Origin of the sequence: Marinomonas foliarum, from assembly GCF_016906065.1 — a bacterium.
GTDB classification, from domain to species: Bacteria; Pseudomonadota; Gammaproteobacteria; order Pseudomonadales; family Marinomonadaceae; genus Marinomonas; species Marinomonas foliarum.
The window spans coordinates 2,211,516-2,230,661 of the sequence record NZ_CP070273.1 but is presented as its reverse complement, the minus strand read 5'-3'; the positions used below and the strand labels follow the sequence as shown (position 1 = coordinate 2,230,661).

At 44.8% G+C, this 19,146-nt stretch carries 15 protein-coding genes; 9 read left to right on the top strand and 6 right to left on the bottom strand.

Annotated features, from left to right (window positions below; genetic code table 11):
• Positions 1–88: 88 nt before the first annotated feature.
• Both JSY38_RS10255 and JSY38_RS18580 read left to right on the top strand, forming a co-directional pair.
• A complete protein-coding gene (locus JSY38_RS10255) occupies positions 89–1,219 on the top strand; it encodes a glycerate kinase type-2 family protein (RefSeq protein WP_205113160.1) in 1,131 nt (376 codons plus the stop codon).
• A gap of 239 nt (positions 1,220–1,458) precedes the next feature.
• Entirely contained in the window at positions 1,459–1,593 is a 135-nt protein-coding gene (locus tag JSY38_RS18580; protein WP_275586979.1) for a hypothetical protein, read from the top strand.
• Positions 1,594–1,763: 170 nt separating this feature from the next.
• Here the strand turns inward: JSY38_RS18580 and JSY38_RS10245 are convergent, their stop codons facing one another.
• Entirely contained in the window at positions 1,764–2,165 is a 402-nt protein-coding gene (locus tag JSY38_RS10245) for a MerR family transcriptional regulator (RefSeq protein ID WP_114412064.1), read from the bottom strand.
• 83 nt (positions 2,166–2,248) lie between these two features.
• On the opposite strand from JSY38_RS10245, the gene JSY38_RS10240 reads away from it, so the two are divergent.
• The 3 genes from JSY38_RS10240 (at position 2,249) to JSY38_RS10230 (ending at position 7,708) form a co-directional block, all read left to right on the top strand.
• On the top strand, positions 2,249–3,169 hold the full coding sequence (locus tag JSY38_RS10240; protein WP_114412063.1) for an alpha/beta fold hydrolase: 921 nt from the start codon (positions 2,249–2,251) through the stop codon (positions 3,167–3,169).
• Between the two features lie 201 nt (positions 3,170–3,370).
• A complete protein-coding gene (locus JSY38_RS10235; RefSeq protein ID WP_205113159.1) occupies positions 3,371–5,299 on the top strand; it encodes a B12-binding domain-containing radical SAM protein in 1,929 nt (642 codons plus the stop codon).
• A gap of 306 nt (positions 5,300–5,605) precedes the next feature.
• Entirely contained in the window at positions 5,606–7,708 is a 2,103-nt protein-coding gene (locus JSY38_RS10230; protein ID WP_205113158.1) for a methyl-accepting chemotaxis protein, read from the top strand.
• A gap of 74 nt (positions 7,709–7,782) precedes the next feature.
• Here the strand turns inward: JSY38_RS10230 and JSY38_RS10225 are convergent, their stop codons facing one another.
• On the bottom strand, positions 7,783–8,994 hold the full coding sequence (locus tag JSY38_RS10225; protein WP_114412060.1) for an MFS transporter: 1,212 nt from the start codon (positions 8,992–8,994) through the stop codon (positions 7,783–7,785).
• Positions 8,995–9,129: 135 nt separating this feature from the next.
• Between JSY38_RS10225 and JSY38_RS10220 the strand changes: the two genes are divergently transcribed.
• Together JSY38_RS10220 and JSY38_RS10215 are read left to right on the top strand one after the other, a co-directional pair.
• On the top strand, positions 9,130–10,002 hold the full coding sequence (locus tag JSY38_RS10220) for a LysR family transcriptional regulator (protein ID WP_205113157.1): 873 nt from the start codon (positions 9,130–9,132) through the stop codon (positions 10,000–10,002).
• A 135-nt stretch (positions 10,003–10,137) separates the two neighbouring features.
• Positions 10,138–11,799, top strand: a complete 1,662-nt coding sequence (locus JSY38_RS10215; RefSeq protein WP_114412058.1) for a diacylglycerol kinase family protein — start codon at positions 10,138–10,140, stop codon at positions 11,797–11,799.
• Between the two features lie 96 nt (positions 11,800–11,895).
• Here JSY38_RS10215 and JSY38_RS10210 read toward each other — a convergent pair whose 3' ends face one another.
• Both JSY38_RS10210 and JSY38_RS10205 read right to left on the bottom strand, forming a co-directional pair.
• Positions 11,896–13,884, bottom strand: coding sequence for a BCCT family transporter (locus tag JSY38_RS10210; RefSeq protein ID WP_114412057.1), 1,989 nt, complete (start codon positions 13,882–13,884; stop codon positions 11,896–11,898).
• A gap of 241 nt (positions 13,885–14,125) precedes the next feature.
• Positions 14,126–14,578, bottom strand: a complete 453-nt coding sequence (locus JSY38_RS10205; RefSeq protein ID WP_114412056.1) for a PA2169 family four-helix-bundle protein — start codon at positions 14,576–14,578, stop codon at positions 14,126–14,128.
• 260 nt (positions 14,579–14,838) lie between these two features.
• Between JSY38_RS10205 and adhP the strand changes: the two genes are divergently transcribed.
• Complete coding sequence (adhP, locus tag JSY38_RS10200) at positions 14,839–15,849, top strand: alcohol dehydrogenase AdhP (RefSeq protein WP_205113156.1); 1,011 nt, start codon at positions 14,839–14,841, stop codon at positions 15,847–15,849.
• A gap of 86 nt (positions 15,850–15,935) precedes the next feature.
• Here the strand turns inward: adhP and JSY38_RS10195 are convergent, their stop codons facing one another.
• Complete coding sequence (locus JSY38_RS10195; protein WP_114412054.1) at positions 15,936–16,397, bottom strand: Lrp/AsnC family transcriptional regulator; 462 nt, start codon at positions 16,395–16,397, stop codon at positions 15,936–15,938.
• Between the two features lie 140 nt (positions 16,398–16,537).
• Here JSY38_RS10195 and JSY38_RS10190 point away from each other — a divergent pair, with 140 nt between their 5' ends.
• Positions 16,538–17,578 carry a zinc-dependent alcohol dehydrogenase family protein gene (locus JSY38_RS10190; RefSeq protein ID WP_205113155.1) on the top strand — a complete coding sequence of 347 codons (1,041 nt, stop codon included), beginning with the start codon at positions 16,538–16,540 and terminating at the stop codon, positions 17,576–17,578.
• Between the two features lie 103 nt (positions 17,579–17,681).
• Here JSY38_RS10190 and JSY38_RS10185 read toward each other — a convergent pair whose 3' ends face one another.
• Positions 17,682–18,971 carry a dicarboxylate/amino acid:cation symporter gene (locus tag JSY38_RS10185; protein ID WP_205113154.1) on the bottom strand — a complete coding sequence of 430 codons (1,290 nt, stop codon included), beginning with the start codon at positions 18,969–18,971 and terminating at the stop codon, positions 17,682–17,684.
• Positions 18,972–19,146: the final 175 nt, after the last annotated feature.

Genomic DNA, 19,146 nt, shown 5'->3' with positions numbered 1-19,146 from the left:
TTCAAAAAACCGCATCTAAGGGCGTGACTCTGTCCTGTTGATGCGGTTTTTTAGTTTATGCCTCTGAGGCAAGTAAGGGAGAACAGGTTTGCATTCACATGATAAAAACTCTGCTGTGTCTATTTTTGACGCTGCGATCAATGCGGTGGCTGGCTACAATGCAACGTACCGTGCAGTAGAAAGCTTTACTGACTTCACGCCAGATCAAATCATAGCCGTCGGTAAAGCAGCCAGTGGCATGTGTGCAGGTGCCTTAGCGGCACTAGGTAACGATTGCCCTGCGTTATTAGTCACAAAGTACGATCACACAGACCAAACTATGTGGAATGCAACCAACGTAACGGTTCTTGAGTCAGCTCATCCTGTTCCAGATCAACACTCATTAGACGCTGGCAAGCAAATACTCTCTACGGTCACAGACATGCAAGCAGGTAGTAAATTACTTCTTTTAGTCTCTGGTGGCGCATCGGCTTTATCTGAAGCTCTGCCTGACGATGTCAGCTTGGAAGACTGGCAAAAGCTAACAGATCAAATGCTTGCAGCTGGCTATAATATTGGTCAGATCAATACCCGCCGCAAAGAAACCTCTTTGGTCAAAGACGGTAAGTTACTCGAAAAATTTAAAGGTGCTGACGTCCGCGTACTGGCTATTTCCGACGTGGAAGGCGATGACATTGGTACCATTGGCTCTGGCACTGGGTCAATTAAACGCTGTCCATCGGCTGCCAGCGTTGCCTTAATTGGTACCAACCAAGTCGCCCGAGAAGCAGCGGCCAACAAAGCAACAGAGCTTGGCTATCACGTTATCGAAAATACAGAAAACCTGTATGACGATGTTGAAATACTGTCTTCTTATATTGGTCAGCAACTAATAGATGCCGAACCGGGTGTGTACATTTTTGGCGGAGAGCCAACGGTTAAGCTACCCGAAAACCCCGGCAACGGTGGCCGTAACCAAGCGCTGGCACTAGGCATTGCAGAAAACATCGTTGGTCGCGATAACATATTGGTGCTGGTTGCCGGCACTGACGGCAGTGATGGTCCAACCGACGCAGCTGGCGGTATTGTAGATGGCTCAACAGCAAAAGATATGCACGCGGTTCGAGATGCATTGAAACGCGCTGACGCAGGGACCTACTTGCGTGAACAGGATGCGATCTTTATTACTGGCCCAACAAATACCAATGTCATGGATGTGATAATTGCCATTATTCGCTAGTATTATCTAATATAAACGGGCACCAGCCCCGAATTCACGGGGCTTTTGTGCAGGTCATTTGCTAGAATCCGCCTATTCCGATTAGGTTTTACTTTAAAGGCAGGCTATGACCGTTCTTCTGATGACTCCACCCATGACGCAATTAAATACGCCCTACCCAGCAACGGCGTATTTGACGGGCTTTTTGCGCTCTCGGGGCTATGAGGCGGTGCAGCGAGGCCATTGAGTTATTCTTAGAGATGATGACAGCCCCTGCGCTGGATATTATCCGCCAGCACGTAGAAGACAATTTTGAATCATTTGAAGACGACGAGCTGCCTGATGCCGTATTTAGCTTCTTAGCGGAGTTTGATCGCTATCGTCTTTGTGTTTAACCGGTTATTCGCTTTTTACAAGGTAAAGGTTCCAGCCTTGCACTGCGTATTACATCCCGCCGTTTTTTACCTGAAGGCCCTGCGTTTGATGCTATAGAACAGATGCGAGCTACTTGTTGACTATTATGCTTTCCGTTCGACAACACTGTAAATCCTAATCTATACACCTATTACCTTTCATCTATAACCGATGATGCTTGGGAAATGTTCTCTGACATCGTTTTCAGTAGCTGATATTTACGCTCTTCTAATGTCTCTATTTGATGATCGATAGATTGTAGCAGTGACTGTTGAGCGCTGAGTGTTTCTTCACAAAATTCAGCGCCTTCTACTAGTCTCATGCATTCGGGGAAAGTACGTATATCTTTGAGATTGAAACCAAAAGAAATCAAACGCTGAATTTGCCTTACCTGAGTAATCGCTTCTATCGAAAAAAAACGATAGCCATTATCTCCACGATAGCATGTTAATACGCCCTCTTCTTCATAGTGTCGAATAGATCTCACACTGACACCTGATCGCTTAGCTAAATTGCCAATAGTGATCGTTCCTGTTGGTTTTCTGTTTTGCATAGAATACTCAAATTTTACGTTGACTCTCACATTAGTGTTAGGGTTTAGACTGCGTTTTTAATCTTAAACTAAGGATATATCTTATGATAAAAATCGCACGTAAGCTCGCTTTGAGTAGCTTACTCTACTCGTTTTTCTTAATGTTTTTTACTCCATTGGCTTTCGCTAGTGATCAGAATTATAAAGTGGTTTCTGCCGATGGCGTATCTCTTGCTGTACAAGAATCTGGGGCTCCAGAAGGAATACCTATCATTTTTGTTCACGGTCTGCTTGGCAGCCATTTAAGCTGGAGTTCGCAAATTAATGACCCTCAGCTGGCAAAAAACCGTTTAATTACATTTGATCTTCGTGGTCATGGATTATCTGATCAACCTGAGGCAATCGAATCATATCAAAATGGTCGTTTATGGGGCGATGATTTAGCCGCAGTGATTGAGTCGGTTAAAACCACATCACCACAAAAGCCAATATTAGTTGGCTGGTCTCTAGGGGGATCTGTCATCAGTAGCTATTTAGCAACCTATGGCGACTCTCATATCGCGGGTGTTATGTATGTTGGTGGAGTGATTGAGTTAGCGGCTGGACAAATCACACCTCATCCAAAGACTTATAGTGGTATGGCAGATGAAGACCTAAAAACACATCTTGAAGCTGAACGTCACTTCATACGCTTATGCTTTAATACACAACCTGATACCGAGACTTTTGAGCTTTTATTGGCCAATGCTGCGACAGCATCTTTTAACATGCAAAAAACCGTTCCAAGTATGAATGTGGATGTTGTGAATGGCCTAGGCAAGCTAACCAAACCTTTTCTTTTAATTTATGGCGCTCATGATGCTTTGGTTAACCCCAACGCATCTCTAAAGAGAGTTAAAGAGCTTAATTCTACTAGTCAGAGCAAAATATATGAAAACTCAGGACACTCTCCATTTTTTGAAGAAAGCACTCGATTTAACAACGATATAATTAATTTTATTAACAACACAATGAATAAAAATTAAAAAAAAATAGTTTCTGAAAAATGCCCATAGTATCAACATGCCGCTATGGGCAGCCCCAATTCTACCTTCATTAGAAAACGTCTTAATTCATAATCCTTGAACTAAAGAACAGCTAGAAAAACAGCATTTAAAAAAGGTTGGAACTCTTTTTAAATGCTAGAATCCGCCTATTCCGATTAGGTTTTACTTTAAAGGCAGGCTATGACCGTTCTTCTGATGACTCCACCCATGACGCAATTAAATACGCCCTACCCAGCAACGGCGTATTTGACGGGCTTTTTGCGCTCTCGGGGCTATGAGGCGGTGCAGCGAGACCCTGCCATTGAGTTATTCTTAGAGATGATGACAGCCCCTGCGCTGGATATTATCCGCCAGCATGTGGAAGACAACTTCGAGTCATTTGAAGACGACGAGCTGCCTGATGCCGTATTTAGCTTCTTAGCGGAGTTTGATCGTTATCGCCTTTGCGTTGAACCGGTTATTCGTTTTTTACAAGGTAAAGATTCCAGCCTTGCACTGCGTATTACATCCCGCCGTTTCTTGCCTGAAGGGCCTGCGTTTGATGCTATAGAACAGATGGAAGCCGTGTCAGGCGACATTTTAAAAACCGCCTTTGGCCAGCTTGGCGTGCAAGACAAAGCCAAATATCTGGCCACTTTGTTTATTAATGACTTGTCGGCTGTGATTACTCAAGGCGTCGATCCGTATTTTGAAGTCAGTCGCTATGGCGAGCGTCTAGCGGCAGCTAACCCAAGTTTTGACGATCTCTACAATACGCTGATGGGCGAACCGAGCTTCAGTTCAGAAATCCTCGAGCAATTGGTCGAGCAATATCTGGAAGAAACGCAACCCAGCGTCGTGGCATTAACCGTGCCTTTCCCCGGTAATATGCTCGGCGCACTGCGTATTGCGCAAACTTGTAAAAGCATTAATCCCGATCTTCCTGTGGTATTGGGCGGTGGTTTTATTAACACCGAGCTACGTGCACTGAAAGACCCTCGCGTGTTTGAGTTTGTCGATTTCCTCTGCCTTGATGATGGCGAACGTCCTTTTATGACCTTGCTGGAATTCTTTGACGGAAAGCGTGAAATCGACGAGTTAGTGCGTACTTACTTCCTCGCTGAAGACGAAAATGGCGAGCCATTCGTTCACTACAATGAAAACGCCGAGCTTCACGATATCCCGCAAACTGATGTCGGCACACCGATTTACGACGGTTTGCCGTTAACCGAATACTTGTCCCTGTGTGAAATGCTCAATCCGATGCACCGAATCTGGAGTGATGGCCGCTGGAACAAGCTCACCATTGCCCACGGCTGTTACTGGCGCAAATGCAGTTTCTGTGACGTGACATTGGATTACATCGATCGCTACGATGCGGCAGGCGCCGATATATTGGTGGACCGTATTGAAGAATTGATCGCAGAAACCGGACAAACAGGTTTCCATTTTGTTGACGAAGCCGCTCCGCCAAAAGCCTTGTTTGCCTTAGCAAGACGCCTAATCGAACGCGGCGTGGTGATCAGTTGGTGGGGCAATATTCGTTTTGAAAAAACCTTCACACCAGAGCGCTGTCAGTTATTGGCGGATTCTGGTTGTATCGCGGTCAGTGGTGGCCTTGAAGTCGCGTCGGATCGATTGCTTAAGCTGATGAAAAAAGGCGTGAGCGTCGAACAAGTCGCTCGCGTAACCAAAGCCTTCAGTGATGCGGATATTCTGGTGCATTCTTATTTGATGTATGGCTTCCCGACACAAACTGAGCAAGAAACCATAGACGCTTTAGACATGGTGCGTCAGATGATGGCGCAAGGCTGTTTTCAATCGGCTTTCTGGCATAGATTCGCCGCCACAGCACACAGCCCAATTGGTATTAACCCGGAAGAATATGGCATCACTCTCGTAGAACGCCCTGATATTTTGTTCGCAGAAAACGACGTGGACTTCACCGATCCAACGGGAACCGATCACGACATGCTTGGCGACGGACTGCGAAAAGCGCTCTACAACTACATGCACGGCATCGGTTTTGATCAACCAATGGACTTCTGGTTTGATAAACCAGTGAAAAGCACATTGGTGAAAAAAGACCTAATTTCAAAAGCTATTAACCATGTCATTGCGAGCCATTAAATAACAGCTCGTTTTTGCTAGGTTTATGTTGATCCATTATTTTATTCGCAACAGCGAAACAATATGTCGAGTTCTTCCCATCATTCTCAAGAACAATACCATAGCGGGCCCAAACCATAGTCTAATACTTTTTTAGTGCTATCTCTTTCTCCTGAAGTACAAAAATGCGCAACTACCTCCAAAGGCATATAGAGTCCTGACGCTTTTTTTTTTATCTTTTATTGCCGTATTGTCTACACTAATAGCCAATAAAACGTATTCGCTCGCTGAATCCAATCCAATTGACTAACCAAAAAAAGGCTCCAGATGTCGAATCTTAGTATAAGAGTAAAGCTTGTTTTCCTCGTTGGCTTTTTTGCCATGTGTCTAGTAGGTATTGTGATTTTGGCCTCTACTCAATCCATCCGTTCAATCAATGAATTCGCATCAGATGAACTAAATCAAGTTCAAAAAGACCAAGCAGAAACCTTACTAATGTCCACGGCTAATGAAGCACAAACTAAGGTTCGAGTGTTCCTCGAATCCACCGCTTCGACGGTGACCAACTTCGCCTCACTGCTCACTCAAACAGCCATAGGAAACAGCGGCGAACCATTCAGCCGTGAGCGTGTTCACGCGATGACAAAAGGCTTTGTAAAAAGCACGCCAACCATGAGTGCTTTGTATGCTCAATTTGAAAAAAACGGTTACGACCAATTAGACAGCACGTCGCCAAAGAACACGCTCACGACATCAGATGTTGGAACCTTAGATGTATATTGGGTGAAAGAAGAAGGGCAATTTGTTTCTTACGAAACAGAGTCTGCAGAGAAGTACGGCACCGAAGTAGACGACAATGGTATTCGTGAATCTGAATGGTATTTATGCTCTCTAGAATCTGCTAATGCCTGCTTACTCGATCCTTATCTATATGAAATATCAGAGGGCAATAGTGTGCTTATGACCAGTTACACCGAACCCGTCTTGGTCAACAAAAAGTCTGTCGGCTTGGTCGGTGCGGATGTCAATTTGCCGAGGATTCAAACCGAAGTCACTTCTTTGGCTCAAAACCTATTCGATGGTCAAGGGCAGATTACTATTGTTAGCCAACGTGGCATTATCGTGGGTTCCAGTGCATTCCCCAAAGCGGTAGGCAATAACATAAAATCGACTCCGTTATCTGGTGTGGATCTTACGAAAAAAGGATTGGTTGAAGGAGAGTTAGAGTGGACATTTACCAGTGATTTTGCCATTGGACACGCGGCTCAAAACTGGACTGTATTCTTGTCTGTTCCGACTAGCGTTTTACTTGCGCCATCCATAAAGTTAAACGCTGGACTAAGTGCTAAAACCAACAATGCCGTAACGATTTTACTCGGACTTTCATTGATTTTGGTATTCATTGGGTTAGGGGTTATTTATCTAATAGTACGTTCTGTAACCGCACCATTGGGTGATATCGCGTCACGTATGAAGGAGCTGGCTTCTGAAGAAGGCGATTTAACGCAACGCCTGGGGCAACAAAAACATCTCGAATTGGTACAGCTTGCCGATGGTTTTAATCTGTTTACTGAAAAACTGCAAAAAATGGTTCAACAACTCAATGAACAGCGCCATGTCGTAGCACATTCCAATGAAAGCTTTGTTGATACCACCATACAAGTCGACTCGTCTATTTCATCGCAAACTGATCAAATTCAGTCCGTTGTGACCGCTGTAACAGAGATGTCGAGCTCTGCTTTTGATGTGGCAAACTTAGCTCAAGAAAATGGCAATGCCACTAATGAAATGAGCGGTTATCTTAAAGAATCATTAGACTTAGTACAGCACAACCGCAGCCAAGTAGAACATTTTGCCTCTGAACTGAACGAAGCCAGCACTCAAGTAGCTAAAGTCTCTGAACGCAGCGACGCAATTTACAGCATTTTAGACACCATTCGTGCTATCGCAGAGCAAACCAATTTGTTGGCCTTGAATGCTGCAATAGAAGCCGCCCGCGCAGGTGAGCAAGGCAGAGGGTTCGCTGTCGTAGCGGACGAAGTGCGTAGTCTCGCGGCACGTACACAAGACTCCACAGAGGAAGTCGACACCCTTATAAAAGCTCTACAAGAAGACGTCGGCTCCGCAGTAAACTTGATAAACAACAGTCAATCTAACATCAGCGAAACAGTAACCGTGGCCAACAACAGCGCAGAGAAATTAGGTTTTGTTAACGATCGCGTAGTGACTATTTCCGAGAATTCCTCACAAGTAGCTTCTGCCGCCACAGAGCAGTCTAACGTAGCAGAAGAGATTAATCGTAACCTTGTAATCATCAGTGATGCTGCACAGGAATTACGCGACGTTGTCTCCAGCTTATCGTCCGGCCATAAGAATAGTGTGGAAGCAGTGAATCAATTAACCAACATTTTGTCGAAGTTAAAAGTATAAGTGCGGCTTGGGTAAAAATGAAAAATGTGACCGTCAGCCATGAAGGCTGACGGTCAATACCATTAAACACCAGATCAAATTTCTGGCTGTAAGAAGCTGTCAGAGCGTGGTTTGTTGGATTGGCGCTCATGCAAGAATATATACATTGCCAATACAAACAACACGACAGCCAGCCCGCAGATAAGTAAATACACATTGGACAGGCTACCAGTCGCATCGTAAATCATCCCTGCCAAGACATTGCCTAGAGCACCACCAAGTCCAAACGTCACCATGCCAATACCGTTGATCTGCATGGTCGCTTTGGAAGAATATTGTTTGCTTATCCAGCCTGCAATAATGCCCCAAATAGGGAAATACATCATGCCGTAGCCAAAGCCTGCAAGCATAACAAACTGCTCAGGACGATAAGTGAAAGCCAACAAGCCTAAAGCAAAAATGCCAAAAATAACCAAAAGCGTAACACTAGGACCTTTGTTATCTGCCAATTTGCCAACAAAAAAGCCCGCGATCATGCCTGTTACGCCAATAATCCCCCAAGTATATCCGCCCAATGCTGGCGGTAGTGATAACTCCGCCAAATAGGTATTCAGCCAAGTCGTAAAAGTAATGGTTGAAGCGCCCACTAGTAGCAAAATCAAGCAAGCAAGAAAAGCGGTGCGTTCACGCAATACGGTTTTAAACAACTGCCGTGTGCCCATTGCGAAAGTAACATCAATGTCTTGATCCTGTGACTGAGATCGAACGCTTTTAAGTAACCTAAAAGTGACTACCAAGGTAATCAGTCCAAGTACCGATGCAGCCATCCAACCGCTTCGCCATCCCAATAGTGGAACAATCAGTAAAATGATCAAACCATTAACACTGTAACCCCAAGCAGTACCGCTTGAAGCAATAGACAAGTTAGTCGCTGTGCGGTCAGCACGACCGTACCGAGTAACTAGCTCCACAATGGACCCCCAACTAATGGCCGCACTCGCCGCCATCACGGTGAGAACAAAAATCATGACAGTCGTATTATCTAGCCATGCCATGGTAAACAGCAAAGACGTAGTGAGTATGCCTGTGATCAGCAACAAGCGACCGGAGTCTAGGCGCGGACCAATTACGCCCAATAACATAGCACCGATAAGATAAGACACTTGTGTTAGCGCCCCAGCTAGGGCGAGATGCCAACTGGTAATATCAAGCGAGCCTTGCATGGTTGGCACTAATGCCGCAAACAAGAAAATACCAAAGCCGTGACTGATAACCTGATTAAAGCCAAATGTTATTGGAATACGCATCAAAAACTCCTTGCTAAAAACACCCTTGAAAGACATGTATAAAAAACAATCAATGGCGCCATATTAGGAGCTTGCTTTTATTCGGTAAATCGATAAATATTCAACTCTACGTTCAACTATATTGAAAACTAAACAATGCGTGATTTACCGATAAATTTACTTCGCACTTTTATGGTCGTGGCTGAGACGCTAAACCTGACTGAGGCCGCCAAACAACTGCACAAGGCGCCATCGACAATCAGCATGCAGCTCAATCGCTTGGAAGATTTAATCGCCAACCCACTGATGGAACGTGGTCAACATGGTGTGCGATTAACTGCTGTCGGAGAGCAATTAAAAGCGCATGCGCAACAGCTTTTAAACCTTCATGATCAAATTGTTGGTTCGTTTCAGAATATGGACATTAGTGGTGTGGTTCGGCTGGGAACGCATGATCAGTACGCTAGCCGCACGCTTGCTCCGCTTTTACAGGACTTCATTTTGAGCTACCCCGAAGCTGAACTAGAGGCGATTTGTGATTATCGTCCAGATTATTTGCTGGACCTTTTGGACAAAGGCAAGCTTGATATTGCTCTAGTTGAAATGCTGGCTGATACCGAAGGCGGCATTCGGTTACGCCGTGATGAACTGGTTTGGATCGGTCCAAAAAATCATTTTGTTCATACCCAAAGCGTACTGCCCTTAGTGGTATTTGCTGAGGGTTGTAAACACCGTCAATTTGCCTGTGAAGCACTCGACAATGCCAAAATTCCTTATCGCATCGCCTTTACCAGCCAAAGCCGTTCAGGCGTTCTAGCAGCGGTTCGCGCTGGCGTAGGGGTTGGTATTGTTCCTTACCACACCTTAGAAGAAGAGGATTTGGCTATTTATCAGGATTTGCCCTCTCTTCCAGACATGGAAGTGACGCTTTTCACATCGCCAAAAGCCAATGAGGCAACTCGACGCTTAGAAAAAATCATGGTCGAAAATCCGATCTTTAACCCACAAATGATAGGAGTCAGATACTAAGACGATTCTGTCCTAAATCTGACTTTTATTGCGAGATTCTTTTTTCTATCTGTACCTTTACGAGCTACTGTCTTACTTTTAAAAAACAGTGTGTTACTCTGTTTGAACTATGGCTGGACTCTAGGGAGAGTTGTATTGTTTAAACCAAACTATTATTTATTAGTGTCTGCTGTTTTTGTGTTGTTGGTTATCATGACCAGCAATGTCTATTTCCAGCTCGCTTGGGCATGGTTTGCCCTGTCTTTTTTCACTGTCAGTCTGGCCTATCTTCTTAATAAACCAACAATATTTCGCAAACGTTCCGATGGCACAGTACCCATTTATGTGCGCTGGGTATTTCTGCCTTTTTTGTGGAGCACACAGCTTTATAACAGTTGGGCGAGAAGCACAGATTCTGTTCCTGCGTTACAGAAAATAGATGACGGCTTATTCTTGGCTCGACGCTTATTCCCTTCGGATATTCATGAAATAAAAAGCGAGAACATTAGCGCTGTATTAGACGTAACCGCTGAATTTAGTTCTTTAAATTGGATGTCTTATCAAGCCGATGTGGACTACTTAAATATTCCAATTCTTGATCACTCAGTCCCTTCCGATACGCAAATACAAAAAGCTCTTAACTGGATACACACACACCGTAAAACGGGCCGCTCTGTGGTCATTCATTGTGCTTTAGGTCGAGGCCGCTCAGCCTTCATGATGGCAGCGTATTTACTGAGCCAGAACCCTAAGTCCACTCCCAGAGAGGTGATGGAAAAAATACGTGATATTCGCCAGACTGTTCGCTTAAACAAACGCCAGTTTAAACATCTAAAAAGCGCCTTAGAAAGTAAGCTTTTGGTGGTGCATAACTCCGCTTGGCTCATTGCCAATCCGGTGTCTGGAACACGCCAATGGGAAGCACAACAAGACGTTATTTTGCGTTATCTATCAGCCTATTTTGATGTCACGGTGAAAACAACCACACCAGAAAAAAATGGCACTGCATTAGCCAAAGAAGCGGTTAAAGCTTCGCCAGATATGATCATTGCCTGTGGTGGCGATGGCACAGTCACTGAGGTTGCAGCGGCCATGGTAGGCACCAACATTAAGCTGGGTATTATCCCATTTGGCACCGCCAATGCGCTAAGCCATGTGCTCTGCGGCACCATGTCAAAAGTCGCACCTTTGGAAACCATTTGCTTAAACCTAATTGATGGCTGCGAACAACGCATCGACACCGCAACCTGTAACGGCGAATTAATGCTATTACTGGCGGGCGTTGGTTTTGAGCAACAGATGATTGAAAAAGCCGACCGTAGTAAAAAGAACACCAGTGGTCAGCTTGCTTACTTGAAAGGTCTATGGGAAGCCATCGGCCAAAACGAGGTCCATGAATTTACTATTCAACTGAATGACGATGAACCTTTCACCATCACAACACCAAGCCTAACCATTGCTAATGCCGCTCCTATAACGACGCTTTTAGCACAAGGTAAAGGCGTACCGAATATTATGGATGGCGAGTTGGATTTAACTTGGTTAGACCCTGAGCGCATGCAAATATTGAATTTGGCTGAATTGGCTATGCTTGGATTGGGCGACCAAAATGAAGACAGCGAAGCCCCTGAAGGGAACAATGGCGTATTCCATCGTTCTGCATCGCGTGTAACGGTAGATATCAGTCAAGTAGGTCACTATGTGATCGATGGCGAAGAGCGTGAAGCTGAAAAGCTAGAAGTCGTCGTCAGACCTCAATCTTTGAGTGTCATCGTCCCTGAGTCAGTAATTAGCGATAAAAAAGCAAATTACGCATAAGCAATTTAATAACAACCCGCATTCACTCATTGAGCCAATGCGGGCTTTTTTTGCTTACGCTTTAATAGACTTTTGCTCTTTTAAACAAGATTTAAGCTACGACACCGTATTCCAAGGTAATTGCCCTGGAGCGGCATCAACAAAGTTGAAGTACTGTTCTAGCTGGTCAATCAGATCACGTATTACCTCATCCTGACTACAGCCATAGAGCTCATAACCCAGTGCGCCATTACGAATATACACATCGGCCTGCCAATGAGTATCGTATTTCGAATTCTCACTGTGGGCTTCTGGTATTTCATGTTCCGTGGCCACTACTTGGTAATAGAAATCTAACTTTTCGTCCCTTTCTAGCTGAAAAGTAACACCGTTTTCTTCTCTAGTGATATTGGCTTTCCAGCCATGAATCGCGAGCTCTTTTTGTACTTCTTCCATCGCAGGCTCAACCACTTCTTTAATAAAGTGAGTCACCTTAGCTTCGCCAGGAAACTTGAACAAAGTACTTAAGCGTTTGCGCCAGCTGCCTTCATTACTAAATGCTCGACCTGGTGTTGCAGCGGCTTCCACTGCTGCACCACGATGCCCTTCGATTACCAAGGCCCGCCATAAACCAAGTGCCGCAATCAACATGATGATGGCAAAAGGCAGTGCGGCTAAGATGCTCATGGTTTGCAAGGCCCCTAAGCCACCCGCCAGTAATAAGGTTGCTGCAATAATACCTTCTAGAGACGCCCAAAAGACTCGCTGCCACACAGGTGTTTCCAGCGCACCACCAGAAGCCAATGAATCAACGACTAAGGACCCAGAATCCGATGAGGTAACAAAGAAGGTAATGATTAGAAAGACGGTAATCACCGATAGGAAAGTAGACCAAGGCAATAAATCATAGAACTGGAATAATGCTACCGAATGGTCTGCCTGAACTTCGCCAATCAAGACATCTTTACCTTGCTCCATAATCAAATACAGGGCGGTATCGCCAAAGATAGCAAACCATAGGAAAGTAAACAGCGTCGGTACCGCAAGCACACCAAAGATAAACTGGCGGATAGTACGACCTCGGCTAATTTTTGCAATAAACAAGCCGACGAATGGCGCCCAAGCGATAGTCCACGCAAAGATAAACAGCGTCCAGTTACCAATCCAATCACTTTGCGTATAAGCCTGTAGATTAAACGTCCGCTCTACAATGTTGCTGAGATAAGAGCCTGTGTTTTGTACGAAGGCATCAAGAATATGAATACTTGGGCCAACGAAAAACACAATCACCATGATAAAGACAGCCAAGCACATATTTAAAATCGAAAGATTTTTTACCCCTTTATCCATACCAGCAACCACAGAACCTATTGCAGCTAACGTAATTAACCCAATGGCGGTGATTTGCACCATGGTGTTAATCGGTATGCCTTCCCAAAGGTAATGTAAACCCGCGTTGATTTGCGTAACTGATAAACCCAGCGTGGTCGCCAAACCAAACAAAGTACCAAGAATGGCAAACACATCGACAATATGACCAATAGGTCCGTAAATACGATCACCAATCAGGGGATAAAGTGCCGACCGCACCGACAATGGCAAACCATGACGAAAGGCAAAGTAAGCCAGAACCAGCCCCATCAGGCCGTAAATCCCCCAGATATGAAGGCCCCAATGAAAATAGGCAATTTGCATCGCTTCTCGAGCTGCACCAATGGTTTCGGCAGTAGCATTCGGTGGTTGGGAAAAGTGTAAGACAGGCTCAGCAACACCAAAAAACAACAAGGCAATCCCGTAGCCTGCGGAAAAAAGCATCGCAAACCAAGCCGGAAAACTGTATTCAGGGTCTCCATGATCTGGACCTAAACGAATATTGCCCCAGCTACTGAATCCGATACAAACAAGAAATACGAGAAAAATTGCGGTAGCCAGCATATAGAACCAGCCAAAAGTCTGAGTAACCCAAGCCAATGCGCTTTGAAATACCTCTCCTGCAAACTCTGGATTACTTAGGGTTCCTACGATAAGAAATAGGGTAACGATAACGGTTGGGATGAATACTGGTAACAGTATTGCACCCGTTACTGTCTTTTGTGAATTGGTCATAAAAGCCTCCTCTTCTTACACCCTGACAAAAGCTGATAAGAATAGCAACCTGCATGACCTGACGTGACTTCTGTGATTTACACACTAACTCTATGATTAGAAATGAAAAAAGCCAGCATGGACCCCTAATCTACCCATGCTGGCTTTACAATACTAATAATGTTCCGCAACGCTTACCCTAAGTTTTTGCCTTAGGTAAAAGCAAATCAAAGGCTAAAACGCGGCTTCTCACCCTATATCATTAATGTTGAGCTGCGACTTGTAGTGCCTTCATCTCATCATGGCACTCTTTCATTCTGACTTTAACGCGACGCAAGGTAACATCACAGTCTTGAGCTTGCTTTCGCTCTAGCGCCAAATCAAGTTCTTCTAGAACCTTATCTTCCACTTCCTCAAGCTGATCAATATAAGTAAACGTAGTCGAATCGCCAGAGATCTTAGCCAACAGCTTCGTGTACGATTGGCGCGCTTTCACCATGTTGCTAGTGTCATTTTCGACTTCGCCTTGTTGATCAATAGCGAAGGGTTGTAGCTCTTGCACCGCTTCTGCTTTAGCGCCAATCATACGATCAAAGAAAGCTTGGTAAGTACTGTTATCAAGTTTAGTTTTCGCTTCTTGGTAGAATTCAATACCGCCGTTCATCACTTTAATAATGTCTGTAATGTGGTGGGCTTGTGCAGTTTGATTTTGCATATGTTCCTCCTAATTAGCGTTACTTTTATTCCGTGTTGCTACATACATACTTGGCGATGGCTTGATTAAAAACAACCGTATTTCTGTAGATGCACTTAGACTGCATGTTTGCTGCAGAAAGTAGAGACGGCCTTACAAAGCCTCTTTTCTTTATAAAAATTAGGCCTAACCCTTGATCTAAAGCAGCTCTTCCGCTCCTCCTCTGTGCCACTATGACTACATAGCATTGCGTCTAATTAAATAAAAAGATGGAGTTTGTTATGAAAGCAGCTGTAGCCAGTAAATTTGGTGCCATTCTAAACATTGAGGATGTGGCTAAACCTAATGTTGAACCACATCAAGTACTCGTCAAGATTCATGCTTGTGGCGTTTGCCATACGGATTTACATGCTTGTCATGGAGATTGGCCTGTAAAACCTACCCTGCCCTTTATCCCTGGTCACGAAGGCGTAGGTGAGATTGTTGAAGTCGGCAGTGCGGTAAAGCATTTGGTCTTGGGAGATCGAGTCGGCATTCCTTGGTTGTACAGCGCCTGCGGACATTGTGAATATTGCTTAACAGGCAACGAAAACTTATGCCTTTCGCAGCAAAATGCTGGTTATTCCGTCGATGGTGGTTACGCTGAATACTGCGCGGCTCATGCTGAATATGTGGTTAAAGTACCGGAAGGCTTAGGTTATGTTGAAGCAGCGCCGTTATTCTGTGCCGGTGTGACGACCTATAAAGCGCTCAAAGTCTCTGGCGCAAAACCTGGCGATTGGGTCGCTCTATTTGGTATTGGCGGTCTAGGCCATTTAGCCGTGCAATACGCTGTTGCCATGGGATTTCGAGTCGTTGCGGTTGATACAGGCGAAGCCAAACGTGAGCTGTCTATGTCACTAGGTGCAGAATATTTCTTTGATTTCAAAACCGACGATGTCGTAAAAGAAATTCTAGACACAACCTCAGGTGTTCATGCCACCGTTTGTACTGCTGTCAGCAAAGCGGGCTTCAGACAGAGCTATGACGTGATTCGTCGTGGCGGTAAATGTGTCTTGGTAGGTTTGCCGCCAGAAGACATGCCGTTGCCAATTTTTAACACGGTGCTTAATGGTGTCAGCGTAGTTGGTTCCATCGTTGGTACTCGTAAAGATCTAGAAGAGTGCTTGGAATTTGCCGCACGAGGTAAGGTCAAAGCCATTATTGCAGAAAAAACACTGGATGATATTAATGAGATTTTTGCCGATATGGAAAAAGGTGAAATCACAGGCCGTATTGTAATGACCTTGTGATTGTTTGTTTTTCTGGCGTGTGAAGCACAAAGCCAACCCTTACCAGTTGGCTTTGTATTATCTGCATCTTCTCTAAAATACAGTCATTATACTGGCAACCGCGTTGATGCTTTTAGTTCTCGCAAAGAGATATTCGAAGCGATTGCAGACACACCCGGTAATTTTCTCAGAACTTGATCCACAAAGCGGCTGTAATCGTCTAAATCTTTAGCAACCACTTGCAGTAAAAAATCCGCCGCACCTGTGGTGTTATGACAAGACAAAACATTGTCACACTGCTGGATCATCTGTTCGAAAGTTTGAGTGATTTCTGCATCGTGCTGATTACAGGTCAACTGCACAAACGCCATCACCCCAAAGCCTAACTTACGTCGGTCAAGGTTCGCCTGATAATCGGTAATAATACCCTCTTCCTCGAGGCGTTTTAGCCGGCGCCAACAGGGTGTTTCACTTAATGAAAGTTCGCTGGCTAATTTTGCGTTAGTCAGCTTACCGTCTTGCTGCATACGTCGAACAATATCAGTGTCTACCTTATCCAAAGCCACCATTGAAAGATTTCCCTCTTAAATACCAAATATCTGAAATAGTATTTCTTAAGTTCGCTGATATACAAGGAAAAGAGCAAGGTAATTTCTTCTATATTCAGTAGTCTATTAGGCTGACGTATTGATCACCAAAGGAGAACACCATGAAAGCCGTTGTCTACGAAAGCTTTTCAGCCACACCTAAAATTATGAATGTCGAAGATCCAACGCCAGAAAATCATGGCGTGGTGATCAAAGTTGAAGCGACAGGTGTTTGCCGCAGTGATTGGCATGGCTGGATGGGACACGATCCAGACATTGTGCTGCCACACGTTCCAGGTCATGAGTTTGCAGGTGTTATTGAAGCCGTAGGCAAAGATGTTCAGCGTTTTAAAGTCGGTGACCGAGTTACTGTGCCCTTTGTTAGCGGCTGTGGCTCTTGTCCTGAATGTCACGGTGGCAATCATCAAGTCTGTGGTAATCAAACACAACCAGGATTCACTCACTGGGGCTCTTTTGCCGAATACGTCTCTATTCACAATGCGGATGTGAACCTTGTTACCTTGCCAGAAAGCATAGACTTCACCACAGCGGCTAGCCTTGGCTGTCGCTTTGTGACCTCGTTTAGAGCGGTTGTCGATCAGGGTAAAGTCAGTGCAGGACAATGGGTGGCTGTGCATGGTTGTGGCGGTGTTGGCTTGTCAGCCATCATGATTGCCAACAGCATTGGTGCCAATGTGATTGCGGTGGACGTGACAGACGACAAACTTGAATTAGCAAAAGCCCTAGGCGCTTACGCGACCATTAACGCCACCAGCGTGCCTGATGTAGCAGAAGCAATTAAAGAGATCACCCGTGGCGGAGCTCATGTATCAATCGATGCTTTAGGCCACCCAACAACCTGCATAAACTCCATTAAGAGTTTAAAAAAGTTGGGGAAACACGTTCAGGTCGGCTTGCTGTTAGCTGATCAAGCAACTCCACCGATTCCAATGAATCTGGTTATCGCTCATGAATTAGAAATTATTGGCAGTCACGGCATGCAGGCGTTCCGTTACGATGCCATGTTGTCGATGATTAAGTCAGGAAAACTCAGCCCAGAAAAACTACTTGGCCGCACCATCAGCCTAGAAGAATCCATTGCAGCGCTAACCAACATAGACAAGATCAACCCACCGGGCGTGACTGTCGTTACACGTTTTTAACCTCTGTATCGCATGTAAAAAAAGAGCGCTTACCCTTGAGGGCTGCGCTCTTCTCTATTTAGACGATTCGTTTGTTCAGAGAATCCTCTGATACTAACCGTTATTAGCTCTGTTTGGTTTCTAAATGCATTTCAGACTGATTACCCGCATTAGGATCATTGTAGACACTTTCGTCTAACTGTCCTTCGCTCTTAGCAACCACAGTAGACACTACAGCATCACCAGACACGTTAACCGCAGTACGAATCATGTCTAACAAGCGGTCCACACCCAAAATCAAGCCAATACCTTCGATTGGTAAGCCTACTTGAGCAAACACCATAGATAGCATAATCAAGCCAACACCAGGAACGCCTGCGGTACCAATCGATGCCAGTACAGACATTAAGATCACCGTTAGGTAACCCATCATACCAAGCTCTACATTATAAATATTGGCAATAAAGACCGTCGCGACACCCTGCATAATGGCAGTACCATCCATGTTGATGGTCGCACCAAACGGTACAGTAAAAGACGCTACCGAGTTTTTCACGCCAAGGCGCTTTGTCACCGCACGCAAGGTAACAGGAATCGTCGCGTTTGAGCTGGATGTACTAAAAGCAAACACTTGCGTGTTACGCATTTTCTTCATGAAAGTAATTGGGCTCAAGCCAGACAAGACTTTCAGGATCACTTGCAAAGTCACAAATAAATGGAAGAACAAGACGCCAATCAGCACCAATACATAACCCAACAACTGAGCGAGTAAATCCATCCCCAATTCCGCTATAGCTCTAGCGATAAGACAGAACACGGCATACGGCGCCACTTCCATAATAATGGTGACCATCTTCATCATTATGTCGTTTAATGACTCAATGAAATCGCTAACAACCTTAGCTTTTTGTCCTACCATTAAGATGCTTACACCAAACATGATCGAGAAAAAGATCACCGGAAGCATGTCACCTTGCGCCATGGCGCTAATAGGATTTGAAGGAACGATATTAATCAATACCGTCGATAATGGTGGAGAGTCTTTCCCTGTGAAGGTCACAGAGGACTCGGCATTCATGCCTTCACCAATACCAAAAGCGGTGGCAATAGTCAGCGCTGCGGCAATGGCAATGGCCGTTGTCAGAAGGTAAAGAACGAACGATTTAGACCCAATCCTTCCCAGTAACTTGATGTCACCAATGCCACACACACCACAGACCAATGAGAAGAAAACCAAAGGTACAACAAGCATTTTCAGGGCGTTAACGAACATTGTACCAACGACTTTAAACAAGCCATCCGTTAAGTAACTGTTCGCCCATGTCCCATCGGCATTTAGCCCCGTTAAATTGAGGATCAAGCCAACAATGATGCCGAGCCCCATCCCAAGTAACACTTTAAACGTTGTATTCATAAGACTCTCTCATTCCATTTGTCATCGTTGTTTTAACCCGCAAATCATCACAGCGCTAAAATAAAAGTCACGCATAGTACATGCCATTATAGTGCATAAAAACCATTTTCTTTGGTTTGATAGGAAAAGACTGCGTTACTTTACAGGGAGATAAGAGCAAGAAATGTACATTAGT